The sequence below is a fragment of the Shimia aestuarii genome, assembly GCF_022814865.1.
In the GTDB taxonomy this organism is placed as follows: domain Bacteria; phylum Pseudomonadota; class Alphaproteobacteria; order Rhodobacterales; family Rhodobacteraceae; genus Shimia; species Shimia aestuarii_A.
Genome location: NZ_JAKVRD010000027.1, coordinates 1 through 25891, shown reverse-complemented (window position 1 = coordinate 25891; position 25891 = coordinate 1). Strand labels below are relative to the sequence as shown.

Genomic DNA, 25891 nt, shown 5'->3' with positions numbered 1-25891 from the left:
ATGCATGGCGTGCAGCGATACGCGCAACTGCTCCCTATGTTGGCTTTGGGCTTACTCAAAACGTCGAGAACGCGGCTTCCCATGAACTAAACGCGCAGGACTAATGGTGGCCAGAAGTCGATGCAAAAATAGGCCAAAATAGAATAAAAACAGATACTTAATAGTTGAAAGACTCAGCTTTTCTGTGAACAATCCCTCCATGCTTGGTGTGAACAGGGGGCGTCATGCGAATGGACGAAACCGATCTTAAAATTCTTCGCGTCCTTCAGAAGGACGGCGGGCTCACGGTGTCGGAGATCGCGGAACAGGTCGGTCTGTCGCAGTCGCCCTGTTCTAGGCGGATTAGTCAGATGCAGGCAGATGGCGTTATCCTGGGCAAGTCGATCATGCTGAACCGGAAGAAACTTGGCTTCGGCTGCATCGTCCTGGTCCGCATCAAGCTGAACGGGCATGGACGGCAATCCCTCCCGGCTTTTCAGGATGCGGTGTTGCGCATTCCGGAGGTTCAGGTGCTGCAGCTGATGCTGGGGGATTACGACTTCAACGTCCGCATCGTCGTGCGCGACATGGACCACTACCAACAGATTCTGCGGTCTAGGTTGGTCAAGCTGCCGGGCCTGCAGGAAATCCAGAGCACCGTTCTGCTGGACGAAATGCGCTACACGACCGCGTTGCCGTTGTAGCATCACGGTCGCTTGTCTTTGCATTTCGGGCTCTCGGCGCTCTCTCACGATGATCTGTCAGGCAATTGCCGGACCGCGCCGACAGATGCATTGCCTGCCCAGGCCGCATAGGCCTGAAGCGCCCGCGACACGACCCGATTGCGCGCCTGCGGTGTCCACAGGGCGGCGTCAGCGTTCCGGTGGTTGCGCCGCCGCCAGTCGAGTTCCTCATCCGGAACATCAAGGGTAATGCGGCGCGCGGGGATGTCGATGGTGATCTTATCGCCTGCCTCGATCAGCGCGATCACCCCAGCTTCGGCCGCCTCGGGTGAGACGTGACCAATGGACAGGCCCGCCGATCCGCCCGAGAACCGGCCATCGGTGAGCAGGGCACAACTGCGGTCCAGACGCATGCTTTTGAGGTAGGCAGTTGGGTAGAGCATTTCCTGCATGCCCGGGCCGCCCTTCGGACCTTCATACCGCACGACAACCACGGTGCCCGGTACCACGGTTTTCTGCAGGATCGCATTGGCGGCGGCTTCCTGGGATTCATAGACCTGTGCGGTGCCTGTGAATCGCAGCATCTCTGGGTCTACGGCGGCTGTTTTGACAACGCAGCCCTGAACGGCGAGGTTGCCGGTGAGGACGGCGAGCCCGCCCTCTTTGCTATAGGCGTGCTCGATCGACCTTACGCAGCCGTTCACCGGATCGATATCCGTTTCGCGATAAAGCCGGTTCTGGCTGAAGGCCTGTGTCGTCCGCATCCCGCCGGGGGCGGATCGGAAAAAGGTGTCGATGTCCGGGTCGGTGGAACGCCGAATGTCCCACTGGTCGATAAAATCACCAATGGTGGGGGCGTGGACGGTCGCGGCGTCACGATTGATCCGACCAGCGCGGTCAAGTTCGCCTAGGATGCGAGCGATCCCACCTGCCCTGTGGACGTCCTCCATGTGATAATCGGGCGTGGCGGGCGAGACCTTGCACAGGTGCGGAACCTCGCGTGACAGTCTGTCTATGTCCTTAAGAGTGAAGTCGACCTCACCTTCCTGCGCGATTGCCAGTAGGTGCAGGATTGTGTTGGTCGACCCGCCCATGGCTATGTCGAGGGCCATCGCGTTTTCAAAGGCGGCGCGGTCGGCAATATCACGTGGCAGAGCGGTCGCGTCGTCGTCTTGATACCAGCGCCGACAGAGATCGACGATGCGACGGCCCGCTTCCAGAAACAGGTCTCTCCGCCGCACATGGGTCGCGAGGAGAGATCCGTTCCCCGGTAGCGCCAGCCCCAGAGCCTCGGCAAGGCAGTTCATCGAATTCGCCGTAAACATCCCGGAACAGGATCCACAGGTCGGACAGGCCGACCGTTCGATTGCGTCCACATCCTCATTGCTGCGATCCGGCGATGCGCTGGCATAGATGGCGTCGATTAGATCGGTCGTCTGTTCTCCGTTCGACAGGATGGTTTTCCCGGCCTCCATCGGGCCACCGGATACGAAGATCGCAGGAATGTTCAGCCGCATCGCAGCCATCAGCATGCCTGGGGTGATTTTGTCGCAATTGGAGATGCAGACGAGCGCATCAACGCAATGGGCATTGGCCATGTATTCGATGGAATCTGCGATGATCTCACGCGAGGGGAGACTGTAGAGCATCCCGGCGTGACCCATGGCGATGCCGTCATCTACCGCGATTGTGTTAAACTCTTTCGCAACGCCACCGGCGGCTGTCACCTCGGATGCAACAAGGTCTCCTAGATCTTTGAGATGGACATGCCCCGGCACGAATTGGGTGTAAGAATTGACGATTGCGACGATCGGCTTGCCGAAATCGGTTTCAGTCATTCCCGTGGCTCGCCACAGGGCGCGGGCTGCGGCCATTCTCCGCCCGTGTGTCGATGTCTTAGATCTCAGATCCGGCATTTGCTTCTCCTGCATTGTAACGGGCAGAAGCGAGACGAGAGCTGCGCTTGCCGCCTTCCCGGATATTCTAACTGGTTTCATAGTCTATAAAATTGAATATAATGGCAGTGATACTTCACTATTTTCGAATAATAATGGCCAAGAATATCGACACTGCACTACTCCGCACGTTCATCAGTGCTATAGACCTAGGTGGATTTCATCGCGCTGCGACTGCCGTACATCGGTCGCAGTCGACGATCAGTGTACAGTTGCGTAAACTTGAGGAGGTTCTAGGCGTTACCCTGTTCAAAAAGTCGGGTCGCATGCGTGTCCTGACGCGGGAGGGGGAGGAGTTTGCGGTCTACGCGCGTCGGCTTCTGTCGCTCCACGATCAGGCGGTTGATGCGATGAGCGCGTCCTCCACCGTCGGTTTCGTGCGCATTGGAGTGATGGACGACTACGCCAGCCAAATACTTCCCGACATTGTCGCGCGGTACCAAGAACGCCACCCCGCCGTCACGGTCGAGATCACGGCAGGGTTTTCAAACTTTCTGATGACGCGACTTGGCGATGATTTTGACCTGGTTCTTTCCACCCATCCGGTCGGCATGGGTCAGGGTCTGGTGCTGCGCCATGAGCGAACGCTATGGGCCTACGCTGCCGACAAGCCGCTGCCGGACGCCGGGGAAATTCCTTTGGCCCTGCTGCCCTCGGGAAACCTATTCCGCCAGTGGGCGTTGCGCGCGCTTGAATCGTCAGGTGCGAGCTGGCGCATCGCATTCACCGGATCAAGCATCGGGACAGTCGAAGCAGCTGCCGCCGCGGGAATCGGTGTGACCGTCGTCAAGGAGACGACGGCCAAGTTTGGTCTTCGATTCCTTGGGGAGTCGGACGGGTTCCCCGATCTGCCCCCGACCGAAATCGTGCTGAACCGGGTGCATGACGGGGCCAACCGCGCCGTGCAGGCTATGGCAGATCACATCGTCAGCGCGTTTGATCACAGCTCCTGAGATGCGGCGCTATCCCGTCAGTGACAGAGGGACATAGGCGATCAGCAGATAGACCACGATCAGCACGGCCAAGTATGGGACCACCGCGCGGGCGATCCGTTCAACAGACTGATCCGTTGTCGACGCCGCGACGAACAGGTTAATCGCGACGGGCGGAGTGACCATCCCGATGGCGAGACCGACCACGATGATGATTCCGAAATGCACCGTTCCGATACCGAGCTGTACCGCCAGCGGCAGTAGCATCGGGGTCAGGATGATCAGCGCACTTGCCGTTTCAAGAAAGACGCCGGTCAGCAGGATCAGCACCATGATCACCAGAAGCAGGAGAAAGATACTGTCGGTCAGCGACAGGGCAAATGCTGCAATTGCGTTCGGCACCTGCCAGCTGGCGAGTGTCCAGCTTAGAACGGACGACGCGGCGATGACGAATAGGATCACTGCTGTCGTCGCGCCGGCCCGCAGGATGATGCGGTAAAGCTCTCCGAGACTCAGGTCACGGTAGATGAACAGCGACACGAGGATTGCATAGTTGACGGCGACGACCGCTGCCTCACTTGGTGTGAAAAAGCCCGAGAAGATTCCACCCAGAATGATCAGCGGTGCCATCAGGCCCCAACTTGCAGATCGGAAAGTGCGCAGGATCGTCCGCATCGACAGTTCCGTCCCGCTCGGATAGGCACGACGGTATCCCTGCAAGACCGCCACGATCATTAAGCCCAGCCCCATGGCGATGCCCGGAATGAAACCGGCGAGGAACAGGCTCTTGACCGACTCCTGCGCGATCACGGCGTAGATGATCATCGGCACCGATGGAGGAATGACGACACCGATCGTGCCCGCGGCAGCAATGAGCGAGGCCGCCGAGGCCGGATCGTAGCCCTTTCGCTTTAGCTCGGGCACAAGGCTTGCACCGACGGCTGCCGTGGTCGCAGCGCCAGAGCCTGAGATCGCGGCGAAAAACACGCTGGCCATCACCGACACAACCGACAGGCCGCCGCGGATGAAGCCGAGCATGCTATCAGCGAAGGCGATCAGACGTTTCGAGATTTCACCATGCGCGAGTATATCGCCCGCAAGGACAAACATCGGAACAGCGACGAGGGCAAAACTGTTGATACCAGCGAACATCTGCTGTGGCACGACCATAAGCGGCATTCCGTCCAGCTGCAGAGCAGCCGTCGCCGAGGCGCCGATTACAATCGCCACCGGCAGGCCCATCAACAGAAACAGAATGAAGAGACTTGCAAGGATGAGGGTCATTCGGCACTCTCCGTTCGATCATCGCGTGCGGGTTCGCCAGCAAACAGACGGATCAGGTCAATGACCGAGAGCGAAGCCATCAGAGCGCTGGCCAGCGGCATCACGAAATAGATGTTGTTCATCGGAATGCGCAGTGCTGACGACCGCTGGAAACTCTGAAGGGTCATGTACGTCCATCCGATCCAAGTCAGTGTCGCGAGGAATGCAATCGCGATCAGGATCCCGGCGCCGGACACGATCCGCCGCAGTGTCGGTGGAAGGCTATCTCGCAACATGCGGACCGCGATGTGCCGCCCCTGCTGAAAGGCCAGTGTGGCACCGAGGAAAGTGATCCAGATCAGCAGGAACCGGGCTACCTCTTCGGTCCAGGAAACGGAGGTGAAGAACATCCGCGACACGATCTGCAAGGTGATGACCGCCGCCAGCGCAGCCATGCCCGCGACAACAACGGGGGAGAGGACCGCGCTTATCGCCCGGTCCATCCATTTCAGCGCCGCCAGCATTTATTTCAGGGCGTCCTGAATGCGCGGAAGGTAGTCTCCGAAGCGCTGGCCATACTTGTCGTAAACCGGGGCGACCGCCTTGGAAAACGCGGAGAGGTCAGCGTCGTCGATCACGGTCATACCGGAGGCCCGAAGCTCCTCCAGTTGCTTGCTCTCGAGGTCTGCATTCAGCTGACGTTCGTATTCCGCAGCCTCCTGCGCAACCTGGGTAACGATGTCCTGGGCCTCCTCCGAGAGGTCGTTCCAGACAGATAGGCTCATCACGATGATGGCCGGGGCATAGGTGTGCCGGGTCATTGTCATGTTTGTCTGCGTTTCATTCAGCTGGAACGAATGAACGACGCCGACGGGGTTTTCCTGTCCGTCGATGGTGCCCTGCTGCATGGCTGTCAGTGCCTCGGTCCAGGCCATCGGGATCGCGTTCGCCCCAAGTTCGCGGAAGGTGTCGATATAGACCGGGTTTTCCATCACCCGAACCTTAAGGCCCTCCAGATCAGCAGGCGTGTTGATGGCCCGTTCCGAGTTCGTCAGATTGCGAAAGCCGCGTTCCGCATAGGCCAGACCCTTGAGGTTCACTTCAGCCAGCCGGTCCAGAAGTTCCTGCCCGATCGGCCCGTCGAGGACCTCGTAGGCTTTCTCGGCCGAGGGGAACAGGAACGGCATTTCAAAAACCGCGATGTCTTCGAGAAAGTTTGACACCGGGCCGTTGGTGATCACGCCCATGTCGATTGTACCGATCTGCATGCCTTCCAGAAGGGTGCGTTCATCACCGAGGGTCGCGTTCGGGAACACCTCGACCGTGATTTTACCATCGGAACGTTCAGCGACCAATTCTTGAAACTTAGTGGCCGCGGCATGAAACCCGTCGTTTTCGTTAACGACATGCGCGAGCCGCAGGTTCACTTCTTCGATTTCAGCCAGAGCGGGTTGGCCCAGGGCCATCGTGACGATGCAACCGGTAACGACTGCAAAGTAATTCGTGATCTTCATATTATCCTCCCTAATTGTCTGAGGAAGAGCGCGGCATCAGGACTGGGCTGGATCTCCTTTTCACCCATATTGCCGATTTGAGGTCCCAAACGCAGATCCGCACCACGCGTATCACCCGATCTGGATACCTGCGCCAGACAGCGTCTTTGCCCCTCTCTCCTCCTAAATCATTTTCTAGGAGAGGCCCGGCAGCAGGTGTTTGCTGTTTGCGGCGCAGGCTTGGGTTTCTGCGCATGAAAGACGCGCCACTGGGCCAATTCAGTGATTTCCATGCCCGGAAGCAGTGTGGTCCGCGTGAAAATCGATGCAGGAGCCGAACTCCCGGCAGGATCATTGTCAGGCGTGCTTCCTCCCCCTGCCCTGTCGCTTCTCTCGGAGGATGGTGAAAACGCCGCTAGCGATGATGAGCGCCGCCCCGGCCACAGTCATCGTACCCAGGCTCTCGCTCCAGATCACCCATCCGAAGAGTGTGGCCCACAGTAGACCCGTGTAGTCCAGTGGCGCAACGAGGACTGCCGGTGATAGCCGGAAGGCCTGCGTCATCATCGTCATGCCAATCGTACCGAAAATGGCGATGCCACCGAACAGCCAAAGATCCTGTGCCTGTATCGGCATCCAGACGAACGGTACGATCGCTGCGCTCAGCAGTGTTCCGGCACCTGTCAGATAGATGAGAAGCGTCCATACGCTTTCCCTCGGATCGACCCAACGTGCGCTGAGCATCAACAGGGCATAGACGAATGCGGTCGCAACCGGCAGCATCGAAATCAGCTGAAACGTAGCGCCGCCCGGTCGGATAATCATCAACACACCGATAAATCCGGTCAGCACCGCCAGCCATCTGCGCCAACCGACCGCTTCGCTCAAAAAGAGAGCCGAGATAAGAGTGATGAAGAACGGCGCGACGAAGATCAGCGCCGTCGCCTCTGCCAGGCCAAGATACATGAAACTGGTAAAGAACATCATGGTGGCACCGACCCAGAGCGCGCCACGGACCAGATGTGCCAGGGGGCGGTGCGATCGCAGTGCTATGGCACCTTCTATCATCAGCGCGATGAGGATCGTGAACGGCAGGGCGATCACATTGCGCATGAACAGAATCTGGAGGGGCGAATACCTATCCGTGAGCGTCTTGGCGATTGCATCATTCGTGCTGAGGCAGGCCACACCGATACACATTAGAACAATGCCCTGTGTACTGGACTTCGGCATCCTTACATCGACCTGGCTCATCTTTCCCTCCCACGGCGCACCCCGCGCCAGCGCGTTAATCCTGGCGACCAGACTATACGCTCTCACCGGACGACTTCATGCGCATCGCTTTTCATGTCAGGATATGACGGCAACCAATCGCGGCCTGACCGATAATCTGAGAGGAATCCATGCTCGGAACGATGAAACCGTGTGTCGATCGGCACTGCATCCTTAGGGTCAGGATTCCTTTCCAGTAGATGGGAAATATTGCGAATGCGATCACTGATAGGACCACCTTCGGACACCGGTCAAAGAGGGTAGCTACGCGGCGCACGCAAGGCGGCTATCGGTGTTTTCTGTCGATCTGATAGGCGGGTGCAATGCATGCCGCGACACTACAGTTCAGATTGGTATCCCCTTTGACCGTGTTCCACCACGACGATATAAGTGACAATGAAAATGCGTTCGACTAGCGACAGGGGCTTGCGGGTTGAGAGGAGTGTGAATGGACGACAACCCTACCACCGGACAATGCCTTTGTGGCGCTGTGACGTTCCGCATATCGGGAGAGTTCGATAGCTTTTTCCTTTGCCACTGCGCCCGCTGCCGTAAGGACAGCGGTTCGGCCCATTCGGCAAACCTGTTTTCCTCGACGGCCAAAATTACCTGGGTTTCAGGCGAGGAAAACATCAAAATATTTCGGCTCTCCGGGTCACACCATATGAAGAGCTTTTGCTCCGACTGCGGGGCCGCGCTGCCTGTTTCTCAGCCGGAGGTTGGTTTTCTTGTGGTGCCGGCAGGGTCGATTGACAGCCGGATCTATATACGACCCACGGCGCATATCTACTGTGCCAGTCGTGCAGACTGGGACAACGACCTCGCCTCCATCGAAAGGATCGACGGGCTTCCCGGTTGAACCGAAGATGCAAATCGGACAGCAGCCAAACGTCAAGGCGCGACCGTCGGGTTCATCCTGCTCTACAGACACTTGCACTCCGAGAATGCTGTGCCATGGACGAATAGCAGGTCTGGCCAAGCAGCGCGTGGAGTCAGCGCTGAGAGTGAATAGCGGTTCCGGGCTGGGTTCACCTTCACTGCGCAAAGTCGATCCCCAATACTGCTCTCCTAGCTGCCGCACGATCGATAGCGCGTTTTGCTTTCTCGGTCGGCCCATACATCTCTATGTAATCGAGTAAGGCCGCTTCCAATTCGTCTATGCAACGCTGGGTGTCTTTCTGTTTCTCATCCATCTCGCTTCTCTAGTGGTTCGATGCCAACCTGCAGTCATGAGTGTTAACAAAATGCAAACATTGCAAGCTTTAGAGGGACAAGGATGAACTACGCATTTGATCGTCAAAGCGAACGAACGGAACTTCTGATCGAGCTTTCGAGACTGCCAAACGACCAAAGATCGAAGATCATTGAAGAGTATCGGCGCCGCTCAGAGGCGGCATTTGCTCCGGCAACACTACGGAATTACCGCATGATACTCAGGTTGTTCGCTGAGTGGTGTGCCCAAAGAGGGTACAGTGCTGCGCCACCTATCTCCCCCTCAACTGTTGCGGCATGGGTCGATGATATGGGGGGAAAGCTAGCGGCAACAACGATCGAAACGAGGCTCTGGGGGATTGCCGAGCTTCATCGCTCCCACTTCCTTCCAACGCCTACAACGCACCGCTTAGTTGAGCTGGCAGTCAAGAGCGTAAAGCGAAAATACGGATCTGCTGCAAGGCAAGCCCCACCATTAGGGAAGAAAGACGTCTTGGCTGCAATTGAGAGGCTAGGAAATACACGGATTGAGATGCGGGATAAGGCGCTTCTTTGGATCGCGACGGACAGTTGGTGCCGCGCTTCAGAAATCTGCAATTTCCGCGTAAAAGACCTACAGCGGCAGGATGACGGTAGCAGCTTGAGCTACCCCCCGAAATTCGGACACTGACATAAGCTACGATTTGCAGTCTGCTGATCTTCGACGAGAAGGAGATCAGAAATGTCGAAACGCAAGCAGCATGCGCCCGAGTTCAAGGCGAAGGTCGCGCTGGAAGCCCTGAAAGGCGAAGAGACCGCCGCCGAGTTGGCGAGCCGGTTCGGGGTTCATCCGACGATGATCCATCAATGGAAACGTGCCCTGCTGGAGGGCGCGTCCGGTGTGTTCGAGCGCGGCGCCCGGAAAAAGCCCGAGATCGACGAGGAGCAGGTAAAGGAACTCCACGCCAAGATCGGGGAGCTGGCCGTGGCCAACTCTTTTTTGGAACGAAAGCTGAAGCCTTGGGGCGGGAAGTGAGGCGCGGCATGATCGAGCCTGACCATCCGCAGCTGTCGATTGTCCAGCAGTGCAAGCTGCTGTCGATCGCGCGCTCGTCGTTCTACTACACGCCGAAGGGGGAGACCGAGCAGAACCTCAACCTGATGCGTCAGATCGACGAGCAGTTCCTGGAAACGCCGTTCTTCGGTGTCCGGCAAATGACCTGGCACCTGCGCAATGACGGCCACCTGGTGAACGAGAAGCGCATCCGCCGGCTGATGCGCCTGATGGGGTTGATGCCGATCTACCAGAAGCCCAACACGAGCAGGCCGGCGAAAGGGCACAAGACATACCCCTACCTGCTGAAGGGGCTGAGGGTCGAGCGGCCGAACCAGGTCTGGTGTTCGGACATCACCTACCTGCCCATGAGGCGCGGGTTCCTGTATCTGGTCGCCATCATGGACTGGCATACCCGGAAGGTCCTGGCCTGGCGCATCTCGAACACGCTGGAGGCCGACTTCTGTGTTGAGGCACTGAACGAGGCCATCCACAAGTTCGGCCCGCCCGAGATCATGAACACCGATCAGGGCAGCCAGTTCACGTCCTTCGCCTGGACGGACCGGCTGCGCAGAACCGGCGTGCGCATCTCGATGGATGGAAAGGGCAGATTCCTCGACAACATCTTCATCGAGCGGCTGTGGCGGACGCTGAAATATGAATGCGCCTACCTGCATGCCTGGGAAACCGGATCAGAAGCGAAAGCGGGCATTCGAAAATGGATGACCTTCTACAATAACCAACGCCCACACTCAGCCCTTGGCGGCAGGCCACCCGCCGTGGTCTATTGGCTGAGAAAAGACGAAACCCAACCCGATCGGCAGATGCAAAGAGTAGCTTAATTTACGCCAGATACTGTCCAACCGATGGGGAGTAGCTCAGCTTGCTCTTCGTGTCTCGATCCAAAACGGACCAAAATGGCGAGGGTGCTTTTGCATTCCTATCGAGTCGAGGCACGAATGCAGTAATCGCATGGATTGATGAAGCTGGCTTAAAGGCTGATCATCCAATTCTCACGAAATCGCAGAGGGGAGGCTTAAGAACTCCCCTGGACCCCGCAACACTATCCCGGATCATCCGGCGACGTACTGGCCGAAACGATGTATCAGCACACAGCACACGAGTCGGAGGTGTGCAGGATGCTTTTCGTCTGGGCTGTGACTTGTCATCAATTATGGTGGCAGGGCGCTGGACTTCACCTGAAATGCCTGCCCGATATGCACGACGACTGCTCGCCTCACAATCTGCAGCAGCTAAGGTATCGGAAGCGTTCCAGGAGGCGCAGAGTTGAGCGTCAAAATGCGAGATATCTAAAATGCTGCTTGGTTGAATCCGCACCGAGACAACCAGAACTTTGATCAATATCAGCCGTTGTCACTCGCGGATCCAGAGCTCAGCGCCCCCCGTGGACATCGCGGAAAGCTGATCGCAGAAAGCCCGCAGTGTTCATGGGCGCGGGCGGCAAAGAGGCAAAGAGACCACAGAAATCCCCTCGCATATTCAAGAACGTAAAGTGAACTCATGATCCCGGCAATGTCCACGAACATTTGCTGCGCATCAAAATGGGGTCCGCAATGCTGAATGCAGGGTAAGCACAGCCTTAGCCTGATATTAAGAAAGGTCTGAAGAACCTCCTCGAAAAAATGGAGAACCAGTCTTGGTTCACAAGGAGAGATCATCAAAATTTTGAAGGACATGCTGAAGAGACCTGACAAGTTGGCTCTGTTCAGAATCGGACAATCCATAAGTCACATCAGCGAGATCCATATTTGCGATCAGTTCTGCCTGTTGGCCGAGCTCTCGAGCACGCGGCGTAAGACATAGAAGCATGGCACGTTTGTCTTTCGGAGAGGGCTGCCTGATGAGAAGGCGATCTCGCTCCATTCTAACAGCCAGAGAACTCAGAGTGGCGGTCTCAACCCGAAGCGCCCTGGCAACATCTGACAGCGTCAGATCTTCTCGATCACCTACAACTCGAATAAAACCTGCAGTGCCCGCGGAAAGACCGATCGAGCCGAGCTTGACCTGTCGCCGCTTCATAATCTCCTTCGAGATCGCTGAACACAGATCGTAGATATCCCGCCCGCGCTGAACGTGATCCTGATCAAATTTGGGGATTTCCAAGTCTGACGGCATTTGGACTCCTATACTGTTCCGCGATCACGGAACATTCTTAGGAAATAGTTTGGTTGCAACCTACTATTTATCAGTACATCACGCAACAAAACGACCAAAATCCATACAGTTCTACGTTTTGGTGCAGAAAAAACTTCTTGAAGGCAGGTAGCTCACGGATACTTAGGTAGCAATCTATCAATAATAAGCCGTGCAAATGACCGCCTTTATCGCATCTCTTACTCCAATCGCGCTGCGCACATCTGCTGTCATGTCAACAGCAGAACTTGCCGCTTGGGCGCAGATTGGCAAAAACTCGGTTCCTCGCCTGACCGCAGGATTTGATATCCGCGAGTTGTCCGGTCATGCGAAAAACCATCGATATTCAGTTCATGACGTAATGCAAAAAATCCTCGGTGTCGCAGTACGTAACGCCGAGAGTATGGAGACCCTACTCTACCCCCTCCAAAAATCCACCTGGGTATCTGAGTACACTGGCCTGAGCGTTTCAGCGATCAATGCCGCAATTTGTGAAGAGCGCCTCACCCTCCCCGCACCTGTTGAACTGACCCAAACGGGACACGGCCAGGCGGCTGCAAGAGGCAGGCGCTGGATTCCTGCTCAGATCGACGCGTATCTGCGGAATGATACGATCCCATTCATGCCAGCAATAGCAGCCGTTCCGGCTACCAATACTGCCTCGAAAACCGCCTCTCGTAACGTATTTGCAGCGATTTGCTCCGATAACGCCGAGGTCTCCCGCCAATGCCATTTGTAACGAACGGTCCTAAATTTCCGGTTCGGGGAAATTCATGAATGTTCGTTACCACTTCCCCGATAACGCCAGAAAGCCCCTGTAACGCCAAGCTCTTACGGAAATGCCCATGACTGAAAGAACCTCGAGAATTCCGACGATGCAAGAGGCCGTTGCACATGTTGAGATACACGGTAGCAAGAGCCAAAAGCAGGATATTCGCAAAGCCAAATCTGCTTTTGCGATCCATGGTTTCGAAGGTCCGGATTTCGATCATTTTCCCGCAGTGTTGTCGGACTATGAGAAAGCTGTTCCCAAGCTGCGTGGTGGCATGACGGCACTTCAGGCTCTCATCCACGCAGCGGGAATTGCAGAAGAGACCTATAAACAGCAGCAACGCGCCGGCCGCCGCCTCATTGAAGCTGTTACCGGTGCAAAAGCCGCCAAGCTTGAGCGGAGGGCACGTGACGATGAATGGGCTGAACTGTTGCGGCGCGTGGACCTTCTGGTTGCCGCCGGTTTCTTCCGAAAGCAAAATCGTATTGCACTGACCGCTTTGGTCGACTGCTGCCGTACTGGCGATATCTCACCCTCGGGTTTGACATTGGACCGGGCCGAGGCTTCGCTGTCGTCTGCCCCTGTGGCGCAGCGCAAGAGACTGCGAAACGGCCTGAAAGCTTTCGATGGACTGCGCGACATTGAATGTTTACGCCCGTTCTTACCCCCCTACCCCGTGACCCCGGCAGTCAAACCCGCTGGCCGCATCTCGACTCTCCCTGAGCCACTTCAGAACGCCATCAGTAATTGGGTCGAGGTCGCCGCTCGAGAGCAAGTTGATGATCCGCGCCACGCACATATGGCCACAGCGCTTTCTGCCTCGACGCGCGCAACGTATAGTGCCGCGACCTCACTTTATATCCAGACCCTCCTTGAGTTGTTCCCGAACCTCTCAAACGAGGTCGATCTGAAGCATCTGTTCTCCGAAAATTATATCGACTGCGTCTTGGCTGCGTGGGGCAGAAATGCGGACCTTAAGACGCGAACACTCGCTGGTTATGCCGCTGATCTTGGCAGTCTTTTGCATCGGAATGGACTGCCCGATGCCGGCACCTATGTCAGAGGGCTGACGAAAGTCCTTCCCTATTTGGTCGAGGGCAGATCAGCAGGAAAAACGATGAGCCCGAAGGTCAAGAAATGGTGCCAATCTCTCCTGCGTGATCCCCGAAAAACTGCCCTCTTTCAGATTCAGCACCTCGAATATTACCGTCGTGCTCTCGAAGTCCTCGCCACCGCAAAACAACATGGCCTAGAGTTGAAGACACTTTCAAAGCCAGCCGTGTTGGCCGCCCTGCCAGACAGGGAGCGCTCCTCCGTCAAAGCAGCACTCCGGCAGGTTCGAATGTTCGGTATGATGGCCGCCTACGCAGCCATCGCCTTGGAGGGTGCGCCATTTCGCCGGCAAAACATGCTCTCACTCCGGCACAGCGGTCCCAAGAAAACGATGCATCTGCATCTGAGAGGGCGGTCACCCCATGTGATCATCAAGTTTCCGAATGAGGAGCTGAAAAACGGACGGTTTCTCTCTGAACGCGGCGAAGAACTCGAGCCGATCACGATCGAGAAGCGCGGCGCCGGAGACCATGCTGTCGAGATCATCAAGTTCTACTTGAGTGAAATCCGGCCCTTGTTCCCCGAGGCCGACAAAACACACGCGCTTTTTCCACCACTTGAGAAAGCCGTCACCTCAAACGATGGGTTCGTTGCCAGTACCTTTTACATCTGGCTTGCAGAGGCTTCTGGTGCAATCGGCCTGCCAATGAATTCCCACAATTATCGCCACGGCTACTGTTCGATCGACATCAATGAAGGCCGCCGGTCGATGGAAGATCTCGCAAAAATCCTCGGAGATTCAGTCGCTGTCGTCCAGCGCAACTACGCTTGGATCAACGCCAAACAATCAGTGCTGAACGTGCAGAGAGACACGGCACGTCGCCGTGCCAAAATCCTGCAGGAGCGAAGTGAAGCCTCATGAACCGATATCACATTCTTTCCAAACCAGCCTGGCAGCAATTTCTGCACATCGAAGAGATTCATGATCTCCCCTTGCCCGCTCTGATGGCAGCGGATCAGGTTTGGCAACATGCAATTACCTCCGGAACAAAACAGCCTGTCGCCTCCGACTATGCCCGCTGGGCTCAGAGTAGCGCTGCGGATGCGCCGGACATTTGGCTCGCTCATCTGTACGTGGCCTTCGAAACCATTCTTCCATCCGAGCTACCCAGTGTTGACGCCGCAACCGCGCTGCTTCCACAGCCAGCTCTGGAGCCCGCCCCTGTATCTGCAAACCGGTCCGTTGATTGGGACCCCTGCCGATACAAACCAAACGCCCGGACTCGGAAAGTCTCAGTGCATCCGTGGGAACTGCCTGATGATTGGCAAGAGGTGTTGCGTCGTGCTGCGTACGGGTTCCCCGGAAAGAAAGCCGCCGCTCCTGCCCGCGATATCCTGCACCGCATGTGTGAAAAGCTGTGTCAGTTCACATGGTCGGCCCGTGAAGCAGGATTTGAACCGGCCATTTCGGAAGGCACCATCAACCTGTATCTCGCCGATCTTGAAGCGCGACTGCATCAAAAGTCACACGGCATCCGCTGGGCGACAATGCGCGCCACCGCTGAAGAACTTTATCGCTTTGCACGGTACAGCGGGCTCACCTCTGACGAGGACACAAGGTATCTCAGCAAACGTTTGACCCGATACTCCCTCTACGAAAAGGGGCAGGACGCGCTGAAGTTTCAGGTTTTGCTCGACACAGGCAACACGACTTTGGGTCTGTTAGACAAAGCGGATGCACTCCTGTCGCGGGCTGCCTCTGAACCACGTCCGTCGCGTCGTCATCTTTTGCGCAATGCGGGCGCAATTCTCGGTCTTTATAGCATTGTGCCTCTGCGCAACGCGGATGCTCGTTTAATTTTCGGGGAGACGCTGTATTGGGAGGCCGGCACATGGGTGATCGATACTGCGATCAACAAGACGAAAGCGCACAACACCGACCATCTCGTAGTCGCTCTGGAGCCCGAGTTCGCACGGTATATCGACGCGGTGGTAATAGGTGATCACAATGCGCGCCATCTGTCTGACATGAGGGCCCTTGCCATGGAGCAAGGCGGTCCTCTTTTTGTGCGAGACCGAGGAAAATACACCAGCCCGACCTATATTCCCCGCCTGTTCAAGACTTTTTCCGGGACCTCGTTTACGACGACGCGGACAATGCTTCACACGGATCAAGCTATTCATCGCGGCGAAAGGGGCACGCGCGACGCTATGGTCATGGCTCAACAAACATCAGCGGCAACCGCGGAAAAATACCAAGCGAAACGCATACGCCAGGTGGCGGTTCAGCGCGTACAGGCTGCAGCCAGCGATCGGCGGGAAGCTCTCATGCCCGGTGATCTCATCCGCCAAATCCGCGCATTCACAGACCGACAGGAGAACCGCAATGCAGATCTCTGAAATCTATGCCCAGCTGACCGGTAATGCGTTATCAGTCAGAGACGAAACACGCTTCACTACGATGGTCGCGATTGAGCTCCTGGCAAAGAAAGAAGGGGTACCTGTTGAGGCGCTCAATCTCGCGGCACCTGATTTCGCCAAGACATATCCGCCTGACAAGGACGATCTTCGCGGCCATTGGAACGGCGCGACACACTATAAGGCTTGGCGCAGAGCTATTCTGGATGCGCAGATGCTGGCTGATCCCTGTAACACGGACGGTGATCCCTGGACTTCGTTGAGACGCGCTGCACGTCTATGTTTCAACAGGACAATGGCGAGTTTACATGACCTGCCAAGATTTCTTCCCTCGAAAACAGAGCCGTGGCACGTGGATGATGAGATCATTAGAAATGCTTATGCACCGCTCAGAGGAGCAAAGAGAATTCGTTTTCGTGGGGCATTGAACGCATTCCGCCAGCTGTATGACGGTGACTTGGTCGAGCGTACCGGGCTTTTGCCGGAGTTGATGCCAGCTGCCCTACCGAATTTGCGTGATCATCGCCGCTTTATAACGATGGCGCCTGAAATCGCTTCGGCGCGCAGCATGATCAAATGCAAGAAGTCTCTCAATGCCTTTGACTATGTACATCGTCTCGCTGCCGCCGGAGGGCTTCTGGATAGCGTGAGTGATACCCTTGATGACATGCGCAAGGCCGTCGTGAATTTGCCGGATCCCTCAGATGTTGGCATTCCTCCCGTCAAAACGAAAACGCTACGCGTCTACATCAATGACGTCATGCATTGCATTGGAGGTCGCGATTACCGGCTCACAGAAGTTCAGCAGGCATGGTCAGATCTCCGCAAAATGGCCCGATCTGCCGGGTTCCAGACAAATGCGCTATTCAACATCTCCATGCCGGGCAGTGCGGCTGGTTTGATGCCATCCGAGATCTCCGCAGACTGGGTACAAACAGTCATTGAGTATCACAAAAGTCGTGGGTCCCGATCCACACCAACGCAATGTCGTCTTGGTTGCGAACAACTGGACGCCCTGCGAGGCGTTCTCCCGGCTGAATTGTTGCCTACTGTCCCGATAGGCATTCGGCGCTCATTTCCCGCTGCAAAGCTACCGCCGCGTCCAAAAGATCCTGTCGTCGTTGCGTGGGATGAATTATATATCAAGATCACCAAAACAGCTCTGATCACTGACGAATATGAGCATCTTTGGGTTATTCGCAGAGAGGCTATCAAGAAGCAAACTTCGCCAGAAGATATCACACAGAAGTGGTTGGAGGAGTTGCGGGATAGTTGCCCTTATGACTGTTTGTCTCACGTGTACAAAGGCGTACATGATCTCCGTAAAATTTCAGGCTTTGAACATCTGCAGCCATTATGGCACCGCCGACAGCGACACGGTGGCTTACCAGAAAATTTGGAGCGGGAGCTTGAAACGGTCGTCGCCACGATGGGAGCGGCCCCAACCACATATCGCAGCCTGAAGCTGGCAACTGGTGTTTTGGCAGAGCATCTAGGGTTCGATGAGAACGCATCTTTGGAAGATGTTCGTGCTGTAGATATCGCCTCTTTTGAGTGGCCTTGCTCTGCAGCGAAAGGCAAAACTTATAGCAAGAGTATCATGCAGATTAAGAACTACCTGACATTGCCATGGACTTCAGAGTGGCGTGTTCTTCAAGAAATCGTTGTCGGCACAGGGATGACAATGAAAGCAAACCCCATCCCGAAATTACTGGCGTGGAGCCCAGGCCCTTCCCCCCGGTTGGTTTCTCTGGAGTGGGCACAGCAACTTGATCGCGACCTTCGCTCAAAGATCGCCAATCCGCCTCATGGCCGTGCAGATCTCGCGAAGACCATGGCAAAGCACGTCGCAGAATTTGATGGGCTGCGCGAAATTCCTGAGGTGGATGTCTCCGGCTTAATGCCACCGCCGATTGGATTGATACGGTGATTTTTCCCGTTTCTTACAGCGGGGTAAGAAATCAGCTACACAGTGGATGCCGCTTTGATGAACAACTCGCCTCGGACCGATTGACTGCTTGCTGACAGGGTGGTTTTTCGAAGACTGGCGACGGGACGTAACACCCTATGATTGGTTCCCAACCGTCTTCCGGTCCTTCATCGCGCTCACTGCAACCATCATTTTCTGGTCATGATACGCCGTAAGAGGGCTAGCACCTCGCGCAGCTTTTGCCACTTGTCAAATCGGCACCGCGCTGCCGCTATTCCCGTATTGAACCCAAATAGAGAATGACCGAATGAGGTTGTTTGTTGGATTGGATATATCGCGTACGAAGACCGCAGTTTGCTTGCTCAATTAGGCTGGCAAGATCATCAAAGAGTAGAGGCGACCCAGCTTCCGAAGTCCTGAGCCTCGCTCAAAACGCTATTGCGTGGCAATTGCGCAAGGTTGTCTGTGCCAAAGCCCACCAGCGGCGCACTACTCACGTTCCGCGAGAGGATCAAGGTCCCTTTTGTCAGCTGTTGAGTCCCATCCTGCTGGCGTGCCAGGATGCCTCGGCACGGCTGGATATCCCAAGCTTGCGGTAGATTGTCTTGATGTAGCCCGAAACAGTGTTCTCCGAAATGCCCAACGCCGCAGCCGCCTCAGAATTGCGCAACCCTCGTGCAATCAGGGCTAGCACCTCAGTCTCTCGCTTGGTCAGGTCGCCTTCTTCACTTTCAATCGGTCCAGTCAGGCGAAAATGGCTCATGATGCGTCTTGCAACAGAGGGCGAAAGCGCCGGGATGCCTGATGACAGTTCCCGAAGTTGGCGAACAAGCATCTCGTAAGGCTGTTCCTTCAATAAATACCCATCGGCTCCCGCCGCAAGCGCGGAGACGATATAGCCATCATCTGACATCACGGTGGTGACGATCGCTGCCCCTTCGGGCGAGGCCTTGCGAAAACTTCGCAACACATCAAGCCCATTACCATCCGGCAGAGACAGGTCGATGAGCGCAACATCAAATACAGTCCCCTGCACGAGCTGCGTCCCTTCGCGTACTGTACTAGCAGTCTGGACGCTGATCCCCTCGAACGCATCTTGCAACAGCACAGTCAACCACTGCCGGGTTTCCGGGACGTCTTCCAATATGAACCCTAATCTCATCGCGACCCTCTCATTGTACGACGTTGCTGCGCGGCAGGGAAAAGACCAAGCGCGTGCCATCGGCAGCACCCGGTCGCGGCGACACAAGATCAAACCGTCCGCCACAACTCTGCGCACGCTCTTTCATATTGCGTAGTCCATTTCCCTTTGAGCCCTGCTTTGGCCTTATGCCAATCCCGTTATCCTCAACCGTCACGACTAGAAATTCATTATCGCCACAGATCCGCACAGAAACCTCCGACGCCTTCGCATGTTTCATGATATTGTTGGCTGCTTCCCTGAGCAGTGCTCCCAGTTCGTTGGCTGACCGCGCCGCGAGCGAAGGCAAGTCCTCTTGTTCGATGTGCCATGCCACCGCGATGCCGACATCATGGAAATGACCGGTGATCTCATGGCGCAGGTCCGCCAGCATCTCTCCCATCGACCGATCGGGGTTGTTGCGGTCTGACACGATATCGCGCAAATCCTTGAGCGCCTCGCGGATCAGTCCGTTCTTGCGCCCGTCATCCTGGCTATGCAGCGCACCGAGCAACCGCACCCCGATATTGTCATGCATGTCGCGGGAAATTCGCGCGCGTTCTTCCAATACCCCTTTTTCAAAGGCGTTGCGGCTCGCGATGGTATGTTCAAGCATCTGGCAGAGATCCGCTGCATAGGCCTCATCTTCGCGCGAGAACAGCGTCTTGCCCTCCTCTTTCCAAGTCAGCCGAAGCGCCGCAAGCGGCGCAATCGCAGGGATGTCGAGGGCAGTTCCCTCGTCTCGCAATTGCGGCGCAGCGGGCGCGGTATCCTCGAGGGGCTCAATCCCCATAGGCGCAAAAACCGTACGCAGCGCCTCCTGCCAGCGCGCCATCTGCGCCTCCGCGGTCGGCGTGAGTGCCACATCGACAAGTTCGCGCCCCAACAATTGAGACGTGCTGCGCCGTTTGTGCAGGACAAGCCGTCCCAGAGTGTCACGCAACGGGATATATAGGAACGAAACGATCAATAGCGCTAGCCCAAGCGCAGGTGCCCGATCCAACGCCAGCCCATAGACGAAAAGCGCATCAATCAACAGCAGAACACAGACCCCAACCATGTAAAACAGAATTCTGAATGACCAACTCTGCAAGTTGAATAATCGATAACGCGCCACTCCCAGAGCAAGCCCGGCATAGATCAACAGGAAGAAAATAAAGGCATGGCCCTGCTGTAACGCCGGCTTGACCCCGATCAAGGTCGGCACCGAAACTGTGATTACAAATGCCCCTGCACCAATCAGCACCGAAAGACCAAACCAACGCAGCGAGGCACGCGATAGTGGATCGTTTTCTGTCTTCAGGTATTGAATGAGAACACACACTAGAATGGACACCAACGCCACAATAATCGCCAACTGCGCTCCATAGGATTGCGACGGGAATAGTCCCATCACATGCAGCGCCACCCAAGGCAGGAACACGAGGGTCGGCAAGAAGGTGAACCGCGCCGCCACCAGTTTCTTGGGGTAGCACAGGAACAGTCCAAGCATCCCGATCCCGAAAAGCATCGCGCCTCCAGAATTGAGCGGCCCGGCCCATTGATAGATCACCCTCGGCAGGGCCAACTCGCGGGTCGAATATATCGCTGCGGCATGGGCGGAGATCATCAGCCCGAACCCGGCCACGAAAAGCCAGAAGGCCGGCAAATCACCCCGTCGCAAGCTGAACACCCAGGCTCCCCCGATAAACCCGCAGACGCCCACCACGACCTGAATCCAGAACACAACAGGCAGTTCTGATAGCGGGCGATTGGGCTCAGGCACAATCCTGCTTTCAAAAACGTAGCCCCCCTGCTCAACAACGCGCAAGACAACGCTGTCACTGTGCAGAAGCTCTGACAGGCGCTGTTGCTTGTCGCGAAACACCTCCAGCGCTTCATAGGTCGCGATGGTGTCAGGCTCTTCCACGAGGTCAACCGCCTCCAGCGGTATCGCCGTTTCCCTACCGCTTCCCTTAATTGCTACAATCCACGCCCCGCGCGGGATTATCTCACCATCTGCAAACGATGCGTTCGCCCTGACCTCGATGCGATTTGTCGGCCCGTCCGGCGCAAGGTCAAGCCCCATCCATGGCTGCGAGAGAGATACCCAGAGGGTAAGAAGCGCCGATGCAAGCGCGAAAAGGGTCGCAAAAAGCAACATCGGTATGGGAAGCGAAAAAGCCTTCATGAAACAGTCCCCCGCGAGAATATAGTGTGTCAGAATAGCGATGCCGTCCCCCCGTTCAGGGGGGTGCGGGGTCACGCCAATTGTTAGTACTTTTTCTCTATCGGCCAAACATATTTGTCTCTGCGGTCGGAAATAACTGGTCTGAACGGGTGCTCGCCATGCGGTCACAAACTCAGGCCTTTGCTTTGAGAAAGAGAAAACCATGCAATTGAAATCATTGGCTCACCTGTCGGGCCTGCTCCTCCTCACTACCGCCCTTTCCGGTTGCCTCGGCAATGGCGGCGGTGCTGGCGGTGGCGGTGGAGGTGGCGATCCCAAACCGCTTGAAGACTACGACACCGCCTATGACGCGATGGCAAATACGCTGGCCACGACGACCCAGCTGACGGGCAATGCCAACTACCAGGGCCAGGTCAAGGTTGAAGTCCTCGATCAGGTCGGTGGACAGGCCGAAGGCCATATCGTGGGCGATATAGACTTGAATGTGGCTTTTGGTGGTCCGGTCGAAGGGACGGTGTCTGGTACGGCGACGAACTTCCGCGGCACGGTCAACAATCAGGACGTGAGCCTCTCTGGAACGCTCGATACCGCGAACTCAAACCTACCCAATATCACGGCCCCAAGCGAACAGGCGCTGCCCACCGGTGGCAGCATCTGGCTCACCAATCTGAGCGCAGGGATGCGCGGCACCCTGACCGACGATGAGACTGGCGAAAGCTCCGATACCGAACTCTCCCTCCTCGGCACCTTCGTCGGCACCAACGGGTCCGGTGCCCATGGCGCAGCGGCCATGACAATCGATAACGCGAATACGCCCGTGTTTATCGCCGGTGGCGGCACATTCTATCTCGAACGGCAATGAGGTTTCGGGCTCCGCCCGACAGTGGGGTCCGGCGCATGAAGGTCTTGCAACAGCCATGCAATTTTATTGGCGTCAGATTTTCTAAGCGGGCCTCGCACCGTTTCTGGCAACGCAATCGGGGTAGGTACGCCCCCTCGGTTGCGGTGCTATTCTTTCTAGCCCTGTCCGGCACGTTTTTCTCGCCACAGTCTGCTTTCGCCTACCAAAACACGTGCCGGACTGCAGTGGAGCAATCACTGCCCCTGTCACAGCTTGAGAAAATGGCGGCCAGCCTGCTCAATGCCAAAAAACCCCGCGAGGCCCTACCCTGTCTTGAGCATCTGGTCTCGGCCCGCCCGGATGTAAAACGCTATCGGATGGGTCTGACCGTGGCGCTCGAAGCAATCGGTGAAAACGACCGCGCGCGCCATCATCTGGAAAAACTGCGCGGTGCCAAGCTGGCTGCCAAAGAGCGGGATGTCGTCAACCAACGCCTCCAAGCTCTAAGCCAGGCCAAGACCTGGAGTGGTTATCTTCGGTTCGGTATTACCCCAGAAACCAATCTCGGCAAAGTCGCGGGGACACAGGAAATCGTCATCAACGGTATCCCCTTTACTTACCACCCCACCCAAAAGGCTGAACCCAAGGTCCGCCTGCATATCGAATCCGGCCTGGAATACCTGCCCCACCTAAACCGCGACACGCGCCTGCGCCTCGCCCTGTCACTCGACTCTAAGATCAGCGACGATAAGACCTATCGCGACAACCGGGTCCAGCTTGATCTCGGCCTGCGGCACTATGGCGACCGCCAGCGCCAAGCCGAGTTCGGCCTGCGCCTCGCCATCCGAACTTTGGCTGACAAGACCTATTCCGACCAAACCGGCCTCTATGCCCAGTTCAGCCAACAGATCAGCCGGAAAGGCACGTTCCGCGCCAAGCTCGAAACTTACCGCCTCGCGCATGAGAGTTTCACTGCCGCTGATGGCCGGCGAAATCTCGCCGCGCTCAGCTACAATCACATGGTCTCACCACAATTGCGCCTCTCGCTCAGTGGTTTTCTCGAACAAACCAATGCCAACTGGGCGCAGGAGAGCGGGCATCGCGCATCCCTGACCCTCGGCGCGACATATGCTTTCAAGGGCGGCATCGTCTCTTCCCTGAGTGTCACCAAGGGCAGGGAAAACCGCAAGGGCGCCCATCACATTTTTGGTGTCAAACGCCGGGACGATTCTCTGCGCATCGACGCCAGCCTGTTTCACCGCGACTGGCGTATCGGCCCCTTTGTCCCTGTCATCAAGCTCGGGGTTGAGCAATCCAATTCCAATATTCCCATCGCCCGCTTCGATAACCGATATATATCGCTCGGCTTTTCTCGCAGCTTCTGAGGGGGCGACAGCGCAGAGAGCAATAGTCGTTTGAAAGACGAATGTCTGAACGGGCACCTCTTTGCCAACCTGCGCCATACTCGAGCCTCGATAGGGATCTGGTGCGACGACTACGACCCTCACCTCCCTCCCCATGTCTGACGACGGACACCCGAGGGGTAATCCCCCTCGGCGATGTCGTGTTGTAGAGGCTCTGCTGTGTTACTGCGACGCCTCATTCCTTCCGGTTCGCGTAACTATACCTATAATTGTAGTAGTAATACTGACCACTCTTCGATTTCTTGGGATCAAAGGCGTTCAAAATTGCCCCGCTGACCTGAAGCCCTGCAACTTCAAAGGCTTGCTTCAGAGCTTCGACTTCTCCTTCAGGCGTCTGATCAAAGCGGATCACAGCCAGAATGGCCCCTGCTTCACGCCCAAGAATCACAGGGTCCGTCACCGCGAGCACCGGCGGGCAATCGAAGATGATCAGATCATAATACTTGTCCAACTCTTCCATCATCGCTTTGACTGTTGGGCGCATAAGCAGTTCGGACGGGTTGGGCGGATAAAGACCGCTTGGAATGAACTCCAGTCCTTCGATATCGGTCGGTTGCACGACACCTTCTAGAGGGCGCTTGTCCGAGAGGTAGTCCGCAAGGCCAACCGTATCCTTCTTCAAGTTAAAATACTTGCGAAGCTGCCCGCGCCGCAGGTCAGCATCAATCAAACAGACTTTCTTACCCGACTGCGCCGCGACAACGGCGAGGTTGACGGAGGTAAAGGACTTCCCAGCTTCAGGCGCAGCGCTCGTGATCAAAACTGACTTGGACTGGGCATCCAGCATGCCGAAATGAAGACTGGTACGCAGGCTCCGAAATGCCTCAACGGCAAGGTCTACCGGGCTCGTCACCGCCAGGATTGGCCAAGCCTTGCTTTTGCTCCCTGCGCCTTCGGCGGAAAGAGACTTGTTGATTGTCGCGAAAACCGGGATGCCCAGATTTTCGATCTGCTCCGAGCTTTGAATGCCCCGGTGCAGCGCGTTTCTAACAAGAACGAAAGCGGCGCCGAGCAAGGCACCTAGAACCAAGCATAGACCCAGGATCATGCTCTTGCGTGGAGCGATGGGCTGCGGGGTCGCATGGGCCGTATCGAGAATCCGGACATTCCCGATCGTGCTTGCCTTGAGGACCCTGAGTTCCTGAGCCCGATTGAGCAATTGAAGATAGGTTTCCTCGGCAAGTTCAAGGCGCCGAGTCTTATCAAAGACTTCGCGTTGTGTGCGCGGCAGTTCTTCCGCCTCGTTCCGCAGAAGGGAAATTCGTTCTTCGAGATGCGCCTTGTTGTCTAGCAACTGCTTATAGACCGGGTGCTTTGGCGTGTAATTCTCTTTGAGGGTCTCTTCTTCGAGCTGAACTTGGCTCAGTTCGGTCTCAAGTTGACCAATCTGGGTCAGGATGCTCTCGGCTTCGAAACCTAGGTCGATGGCATTCTGCGACTGCCGGTATTCGTTCAGATCCCTTTCCGCCTCTGCGACCGCCGCTTCGGCTTCGGGGAGTTGAGTTTCAATGAAATCGAGACTGCTCTCGGCTTCGGCCGCGCTACGCGTCACGTTTTGGCTCAGATAGGCACGGGTAATTGCATGCAGGACCCGACGCGCGCGCTCAGGAGATCCCGCTTGGTAGGTGACACGTAAGATGCCAGATTGACGCCCCTTCTCGGAAACCGCCATGCCCCCTCGCAGGCGCCTGATCGCAGCATTCTCCGAAACTTGCCGAAGAATGAAATGCCGCCCGGCCTCTGCTACGATTTCTCCCACCTTGACTGCGAACCCTGCCTCCGCGTCGCGCACCACCGCGCCCGTGCGCCCAGACAAGACATCTCCATCCGGCAACAGAACATCAAACGCCGTACCGGCACCTTTGACCAGGGTGATATCGGCATTCAACCAGCGAGGCGGCACTTGCAACAGGTCTAGGCGCAGCCGCTCCCCACCACGCGCATAGCTCCGCAGGACGCCAACATCAGGCAACGGGAATCCAACACGTGTCAGGCCATACCCCACCACGGGGAGGTATTTGGGATAGGCACGCCAGTCGAGGTTCAGATCGGCGACTGCTTTTCCAAGCACCATTCTCGAGCGCATGATCTCAATCTCGGTAACGCTCTCTGGTGCGTTTTCGACGA

At 56.5% G+C, this 25891-nt stretch carries 22 protein-coding genes; 12 read left to right on the top strand and 10 right to left on the bottom strand.

The features are described from left to right. Window positions 1–230 precede the first annotated feature (230 nt). On the top strand, window positions 231–683 hold the full coding sequence (locus MK745_RS18145; RefSeq protein WP_243614616.1) for an Lrp/AsnC family transcriptional regulator: 453 nt from the start codon (window positions 231–233) through the stop codon (window positions 681–683). A gap of 44 nt (window positions 684–727) precedes the next feature. On the opposite strand, the gene ilvD is transcribed toward MK745_RS18145, so the two are convergent. Next, entirely contained in the window at window positions 728–2578 is a 1851-nt protein-coding gene (gene ilvD, locus MK745_RS18140) for a dihydroxy-acid dehydratase (RefSeq protein ID WP_243614615.1), read from the bottom strand. A 134-nt stretch (window positions 2579–2712) separates the two neighbouring features. Here ilvD and MK745_RS18135 point away from each other — a divergent pair, with 134 nt between their 5' ends. Beyond that, window positions 2713–3570 carry a LysR substrate-binding domain-containing protein gene (locus MK745_RS18135; RefSeq protein ID WP_243614614.1) on the top strand — a complete coding sequence of 286 codons (858 nt, stop codon included), beginning with the start codon at window positions 2713–2715 and terminating at the stop codon, window positions 3568–3570. Window positions 3571–3579: 9 nt separating this feature from the next. Here MK745_RS18135 and MK745_RS18130 read toward each other — a convergent pair whose 3' ends face one another. The 4 genes from MK745_RS18130 to MK745_RS18115 all read right to left on the bottom strand — a co-directional run bounded on the left by MK745_RS18130 (window position 3580) and on the right by MK745_RS18115 (window position 7559). Then, on the bottom strand, window positions 3580–4833 hold the full coding sequence (locus MK745_RS18130; RefSeq protein ID WP_243614613.1) for a TRAP transporter large permease: 1254 nt from the start codon (window positions 4831–4833) through the stop codon (window positions 3580–3582). Beyond that, a complete protein-coding gene (locus tag MK745_RS18125; protein WP_243614612.1) occupies window positions 4830–5336 on the bottom strand; it encodes a TRAP transporter small permease in 507 nt (168 codons plus the stop codon). Before MK745_RS18125 ends, MK745_RS18130 begins: the two co-directional genes overlap by 4 nt. After that, the gene (locus MK745_RS18120) at window positions 5337–6326 is read right to left on the bottom strand and encodes a TRAP transporter substrate-binding protein (protein WP_243614611.1); all 990 of its coding nucleotides are present in this window, start codon (window positions 6324–6326) and stop codon (window positions 5337–5339) included. It lies immediately after the preceding gene. 336 nt (window positions 6327–6662) lie between these two features. Continuing rightward, a complete protein-coding gene (locus MK745_RS18115; RefSeq protein WP_243614610.1) occupies window positions 6663–7559 on the bottom strand; it encodes a DMT family transporter in 897 nt (298 codons plus the stop codon). A 466-nt stretch (window positions 7560–8025) separates the two neighbouring features. Here MK745_RS18115 and MK745_RS18110 point away from each other — a divergent pair, with 466 nt between their 5' ends. Beyond that, complete coding sequence (locus MK745_RS18110) at window positions 8026–8436, top strand: GFA family protein (protein WP_243614609.1); 411 nt, start codon at window positions 8026–8028, stop codon at window positions 8434–8436. Window positions 8437–8611: 175 nt separating this feature from the next. On the opposite strand, the gene MK745_RS18105 is transcribed toward MK745_RS18110, so the two are convergent. Further along, complete coding sequence (locus MK745_RS18105; RefSeq protein WP_243614608.1) at window positions 8612–8770, bottom strand: hypothetical protein; 159 nt, start codon at window positions 8768–8770, stop codon at window positions 8612–8614. 83 nt (window positions 8771–8853) lie between these two features. Here MK745_RS18105 and MK745_RS18100 point away from each other — a divergent pair, with 83 nt between their 5' ends. Together MK745_RS18100 and MK745_RS18095 are read left to right on the top strand one after the other, a co-directional pair. After that, window positions 8854–9459: a site-specific integrase gene (locus MK745_RS18100; RefSeq protein ID WP_279391854.1), complete on the top strand. Its 606-nt coding sequence runs from the start codon at window positions 8854–8856 to the stop codon at window positions 9457–9459. 51 nt (window positions 9460–9510) lie between these two features. Beyond that, window positions 9511–10664 (top strand): IS3 family transposase gene (locus tag MK745_RS18095; protein ID WP_243614607.1). Its coding sequence is split into 2 segments (ribosomal slippage): window positions 9511–9763 and window positions 9763–10664, totalling 1155 coding nucleotides; the frame shifts between segments, so codons are not numbered across the junction. An 820-nt stretch (window positions 10665–11484) separates the two neighbouring features. Here MK745_RS18095 and MK745_RS18090 read toward each other — a convergent pair. Beyond that, window positions 11485–11958 (bottom strand): MarR family winged helix-turn-helix transcriptional regulator, encoded by a 474-nt coding sequence (locus tag MK745_RS18090; RefSeq protein ID WP_243614606.1) that lies wholly within the window; start codon window positions 11956–11958, stop codon window positions 11485–11487. 196 nt (window positions 11959–12154) lie between these two features. On the opposite strand from MK745_RS18090, the gene MK745_RS18085 reads away from it, so the two are divergent. The 4 genes from MK745_RS18085 to MK745_RS18070 all read left to right on the top strand — a co-directional run bounded on the left by MK745_RS18085 (window position 12155) and on the right by MK745_RS18070 (window position 18149). Further along, window positions 12155–12715 (top strand): hypothetical protein, encoded by a 561-nt coding sequence (locus tag MK745_RS18085; RefSeq protein WP_243614605.1) that lies wholly within the window; start codon window positions 12155–12157, stop codon window positions 12713–12715. 106 nt (window positions 12716–12821) lie between these two features. After that, the gene (locus tag MK745_RS18080; protein ID WP_243614604.1) at window positions 12822–14723 is read left to right on the top strand and encodes a hypothetical protein; all 1902 of its coding nucleotides are present in this window, start codon (window positions 12822–12824) and stop codon (window positions 14721–14723) included. Next, window positions 14720–16201 carry a hypothetical protein gene (locus MK745_RS18075; protein WP_243614603.1) on the top strand — a complete coding sequence of 494 codons (1482 nt, stop codon included), beginning with the start codon at window positions 14720–14722 and terminating at the stop codon, window positions 16199–16201. Before MK745_RS18080 ends, MK745_RS18075 begins: the two co-directional genes overlap by 4 nt. Beyond that, window positions 16188–18149, top strand: a complete 1962-nt coding sequence (locus MK745_RS18070) for a hypothetical protein (protein WP_243614602.1) — start codon at window positions 16188–16190, stop codon at window positions 18147–18149. The genes MK745_RS18075 and MK745_RS18070 overlap by 14 nt, the downstream gene beginning before the upstream one ends. 526 nt (window positions 18150–18675) lie before the next feature. On the opposite strand, the gene MK745_RS18065 is transcribed toward MK745_RS18070, so the two are convergent. Beyond that, window positions 18676–19311: a response regulator gene (locus tag MK745_RS18065; RefSeq protein WP_243614601.1), complete on the bottom strand. Its 636-nt coding sequence runs from the start codon at window positions 19309–19311 to the stop codon at window positions 18676–18678. 10 nt (window positions 19312–19321) lie between these two features. Next, window positions 19322–21499, bottom strand: a complete 2178-nt coding sequence (locus tag MK745_RS18060; protein ID WP_243614600.1) for a sensor histidine kinase — start codon at window positions 21497–21499, stop codon at window positions 19322–19324. A 202-nt stretch (window positions 21500–21701) separates the two neighbouring features. Here MK745_RS18060 and MK745_RS18055 point away from each other — a divergent pair, with 202 nt between their 5' ends. From MK745_RS18055 to MK745_RS19920, 3 genes are all read left to right on the top strand, one after another. Further along, window positions 21702–22361 carry a hypothetical protein gene (locus MK745_RS18055; protein ID WP_243614599.1) on the top strand — a complete coding sequence of 220 codons (660 nt, stop codon included), beginning with the start codon at window positions 21702–21704 and terminating at the stop codon, window positions 22359–22361. A gap of 260 nt (window positions 22362–22621) precedes the next feature. Then, window positions 22622–23725, top strand: a complete 1104-nt coding sequence (locus MK745_RS18050) for a surface lipoprotein assembly modifier (RefSeq protein ID WP_243614598.1) — start codon at window positions 22622–22624, stop codon at window positions 23723–23725. A 30-nt stretch (window positions 23726–23755) separates the two neighbouring features. Next, a complete protein-coding gene (locus MK745_RS19920) occupies window positions 23756–23866 on the top strand; it encodes a hypothetical protein (protein WP_366936437.1) in 111 nt (36 codons plus the stop codon). 73 nt (window positions 23867–23939) lie between these two features. Here MK745_RS19920 and MK745_RS18045 read toward each other — a convergent pair whose 3' ends face one another. Further along, a complete protein-coding gene (locus MK745_RS18045) occupies window positions 23940–25838 on the bottom strand; it encodes a polysaccharide biosynthesis tyrosine autokinase (protein ID WP_431978988.1) in 1899 nt (632 codons plus the stop codon). Window positions 25839–25891 lie beyond the last annotated feature (53 nt).

Coding starts and splice junctions, on each gene's coding strand:
- MK745_RS18145 (WP_243614616.1), top strand. CDS start 231: ATGGACGAAACCGATCTTAAAATTCTTCGCGTCCTTCAGAAGGACGGC.
- ilvD (WP_243614615.1), bottom strand. CDS start 2,578: ATGCCGGATCTGAGATCTAAGACATCGACACACGGGCGGAGAATGGCC.
- MK745_RS18135 (WP_243614614.1), top strand. CDS start 2,713: ATGGCCAAGAATATCGACACTGCACTACTCCGCACGTTCATCAGTGCT.
- MK745_RS18130 (WP_243614613.1), bottom strand. CDS start 4,833: ATGACCCTCATCCTTGCAAGTCTCTTCATTCTGTTTCTGTTGATGGGC.
- MK745_RS18125 (WP_243614612.1), bottom strand. CDS start 5,336: ATGCTGGCGGCGCTGAAATGGATGGACCGGGCGATAAGCGCGGTCCTC.
- MK745_RS18120 (WP_243614611.1), bottom strand. CDS start 6,326: ATGAAGATCACGAATTACTTTGCAGTCGTTACCGGTTGCATCGTCACG.
- MK745_RS18115 (WP_243614610.1), bottom strand. CDS start 7,559: ATGAGCCAGGTCGATGTAAGGATGCCGAAGTCCAGTACACAGGGCATT.
- MK745_RS18110 (WP_243614609.1), top strand. CDS start 8,026: ATGGACGACAACCCTACCACCGGACAATGCCTTTGTGGCGCTGTGACG.
- MK745_RS18105 (WP_243614608.1), bottom strand. CDS start 8,770: ATGGATGAGAAACAGAAAGACACCCAGCGTTGCATAGACGAATTGGAA.
- MK745_RS18100 (WP_279391854.1), top strand. CDS start 8,854: ATGAACTACGCATTTGATCGTCAAAGCGAACGAACGGAACTTCTGATC.
- MK745_RS18090 (WP_243614606.1), bottom strand. CDS start 11,958: ATGCCGTCAGACTTGGAAATCCCCAAATTTGATCAGGATCACGTTCAG.
- MK745_RS18085 (WP_243614605.1), top strand. CDS start 12,155: ATGACCGCCTTTATCGCATCTCTTACTCCAATCGCGCTGCGCACATCT.
- MK745_RS18080 (WP_243614604.1), top strand. CDS start 12,822: ATGACTGAAAGAACCTCGAGAATTCCGACGATGCAAGAGGCCGTTGCA.
- MK745_RS18075 (WP_243614603.1), top strand. CDS start 14,720: ATGAACCGATATCACATTCTTTCCAAACCAGCCTGGCAGCAATTTCTG.
- MK745_RS18070 (WP_243614602.1), top strand. CDS start 16,188: ATGCAGATCTCTGAAATCTATGCCCAGCTGACCGGTAATGCGTTATCA.
- MK745_RS18065 (WP_243614601.1), bottom strand. CDS start 19,311: ATGAGATTAGGGTTCATATTGGAAGACGTCCCGGAAACCCGGCAGTGG.
- MK745_RS18060 (WP_243614600.1), bottom strand. CDS start 21,499: ATGAAGGCTTTTTCGCTTCCCATACCGATGTTGCTTTTTGCGACCCTT.
- MK745_RS18055 (WP_243614599.1), top strand. CDS start 21,702: ATGCAATTGAAATCATTGGCTCACCTGTCGGGCCTGCTCCTCCTCACT.
- MK745_RS18050 (WP_243614598.1), top strand. CDS start 22,622: ATGGCGGCCAGCCTGCTCAATGCCAAAAAACCCCGCGAGGCCCTACCC.
- MK745_RS18045 (WP_431978988.1), bottom strand. CDS start 25,838: ATGGTGCTTGGAAAAGCAGTCGCCGATCTGAACCTCGACTGGCGTGCC.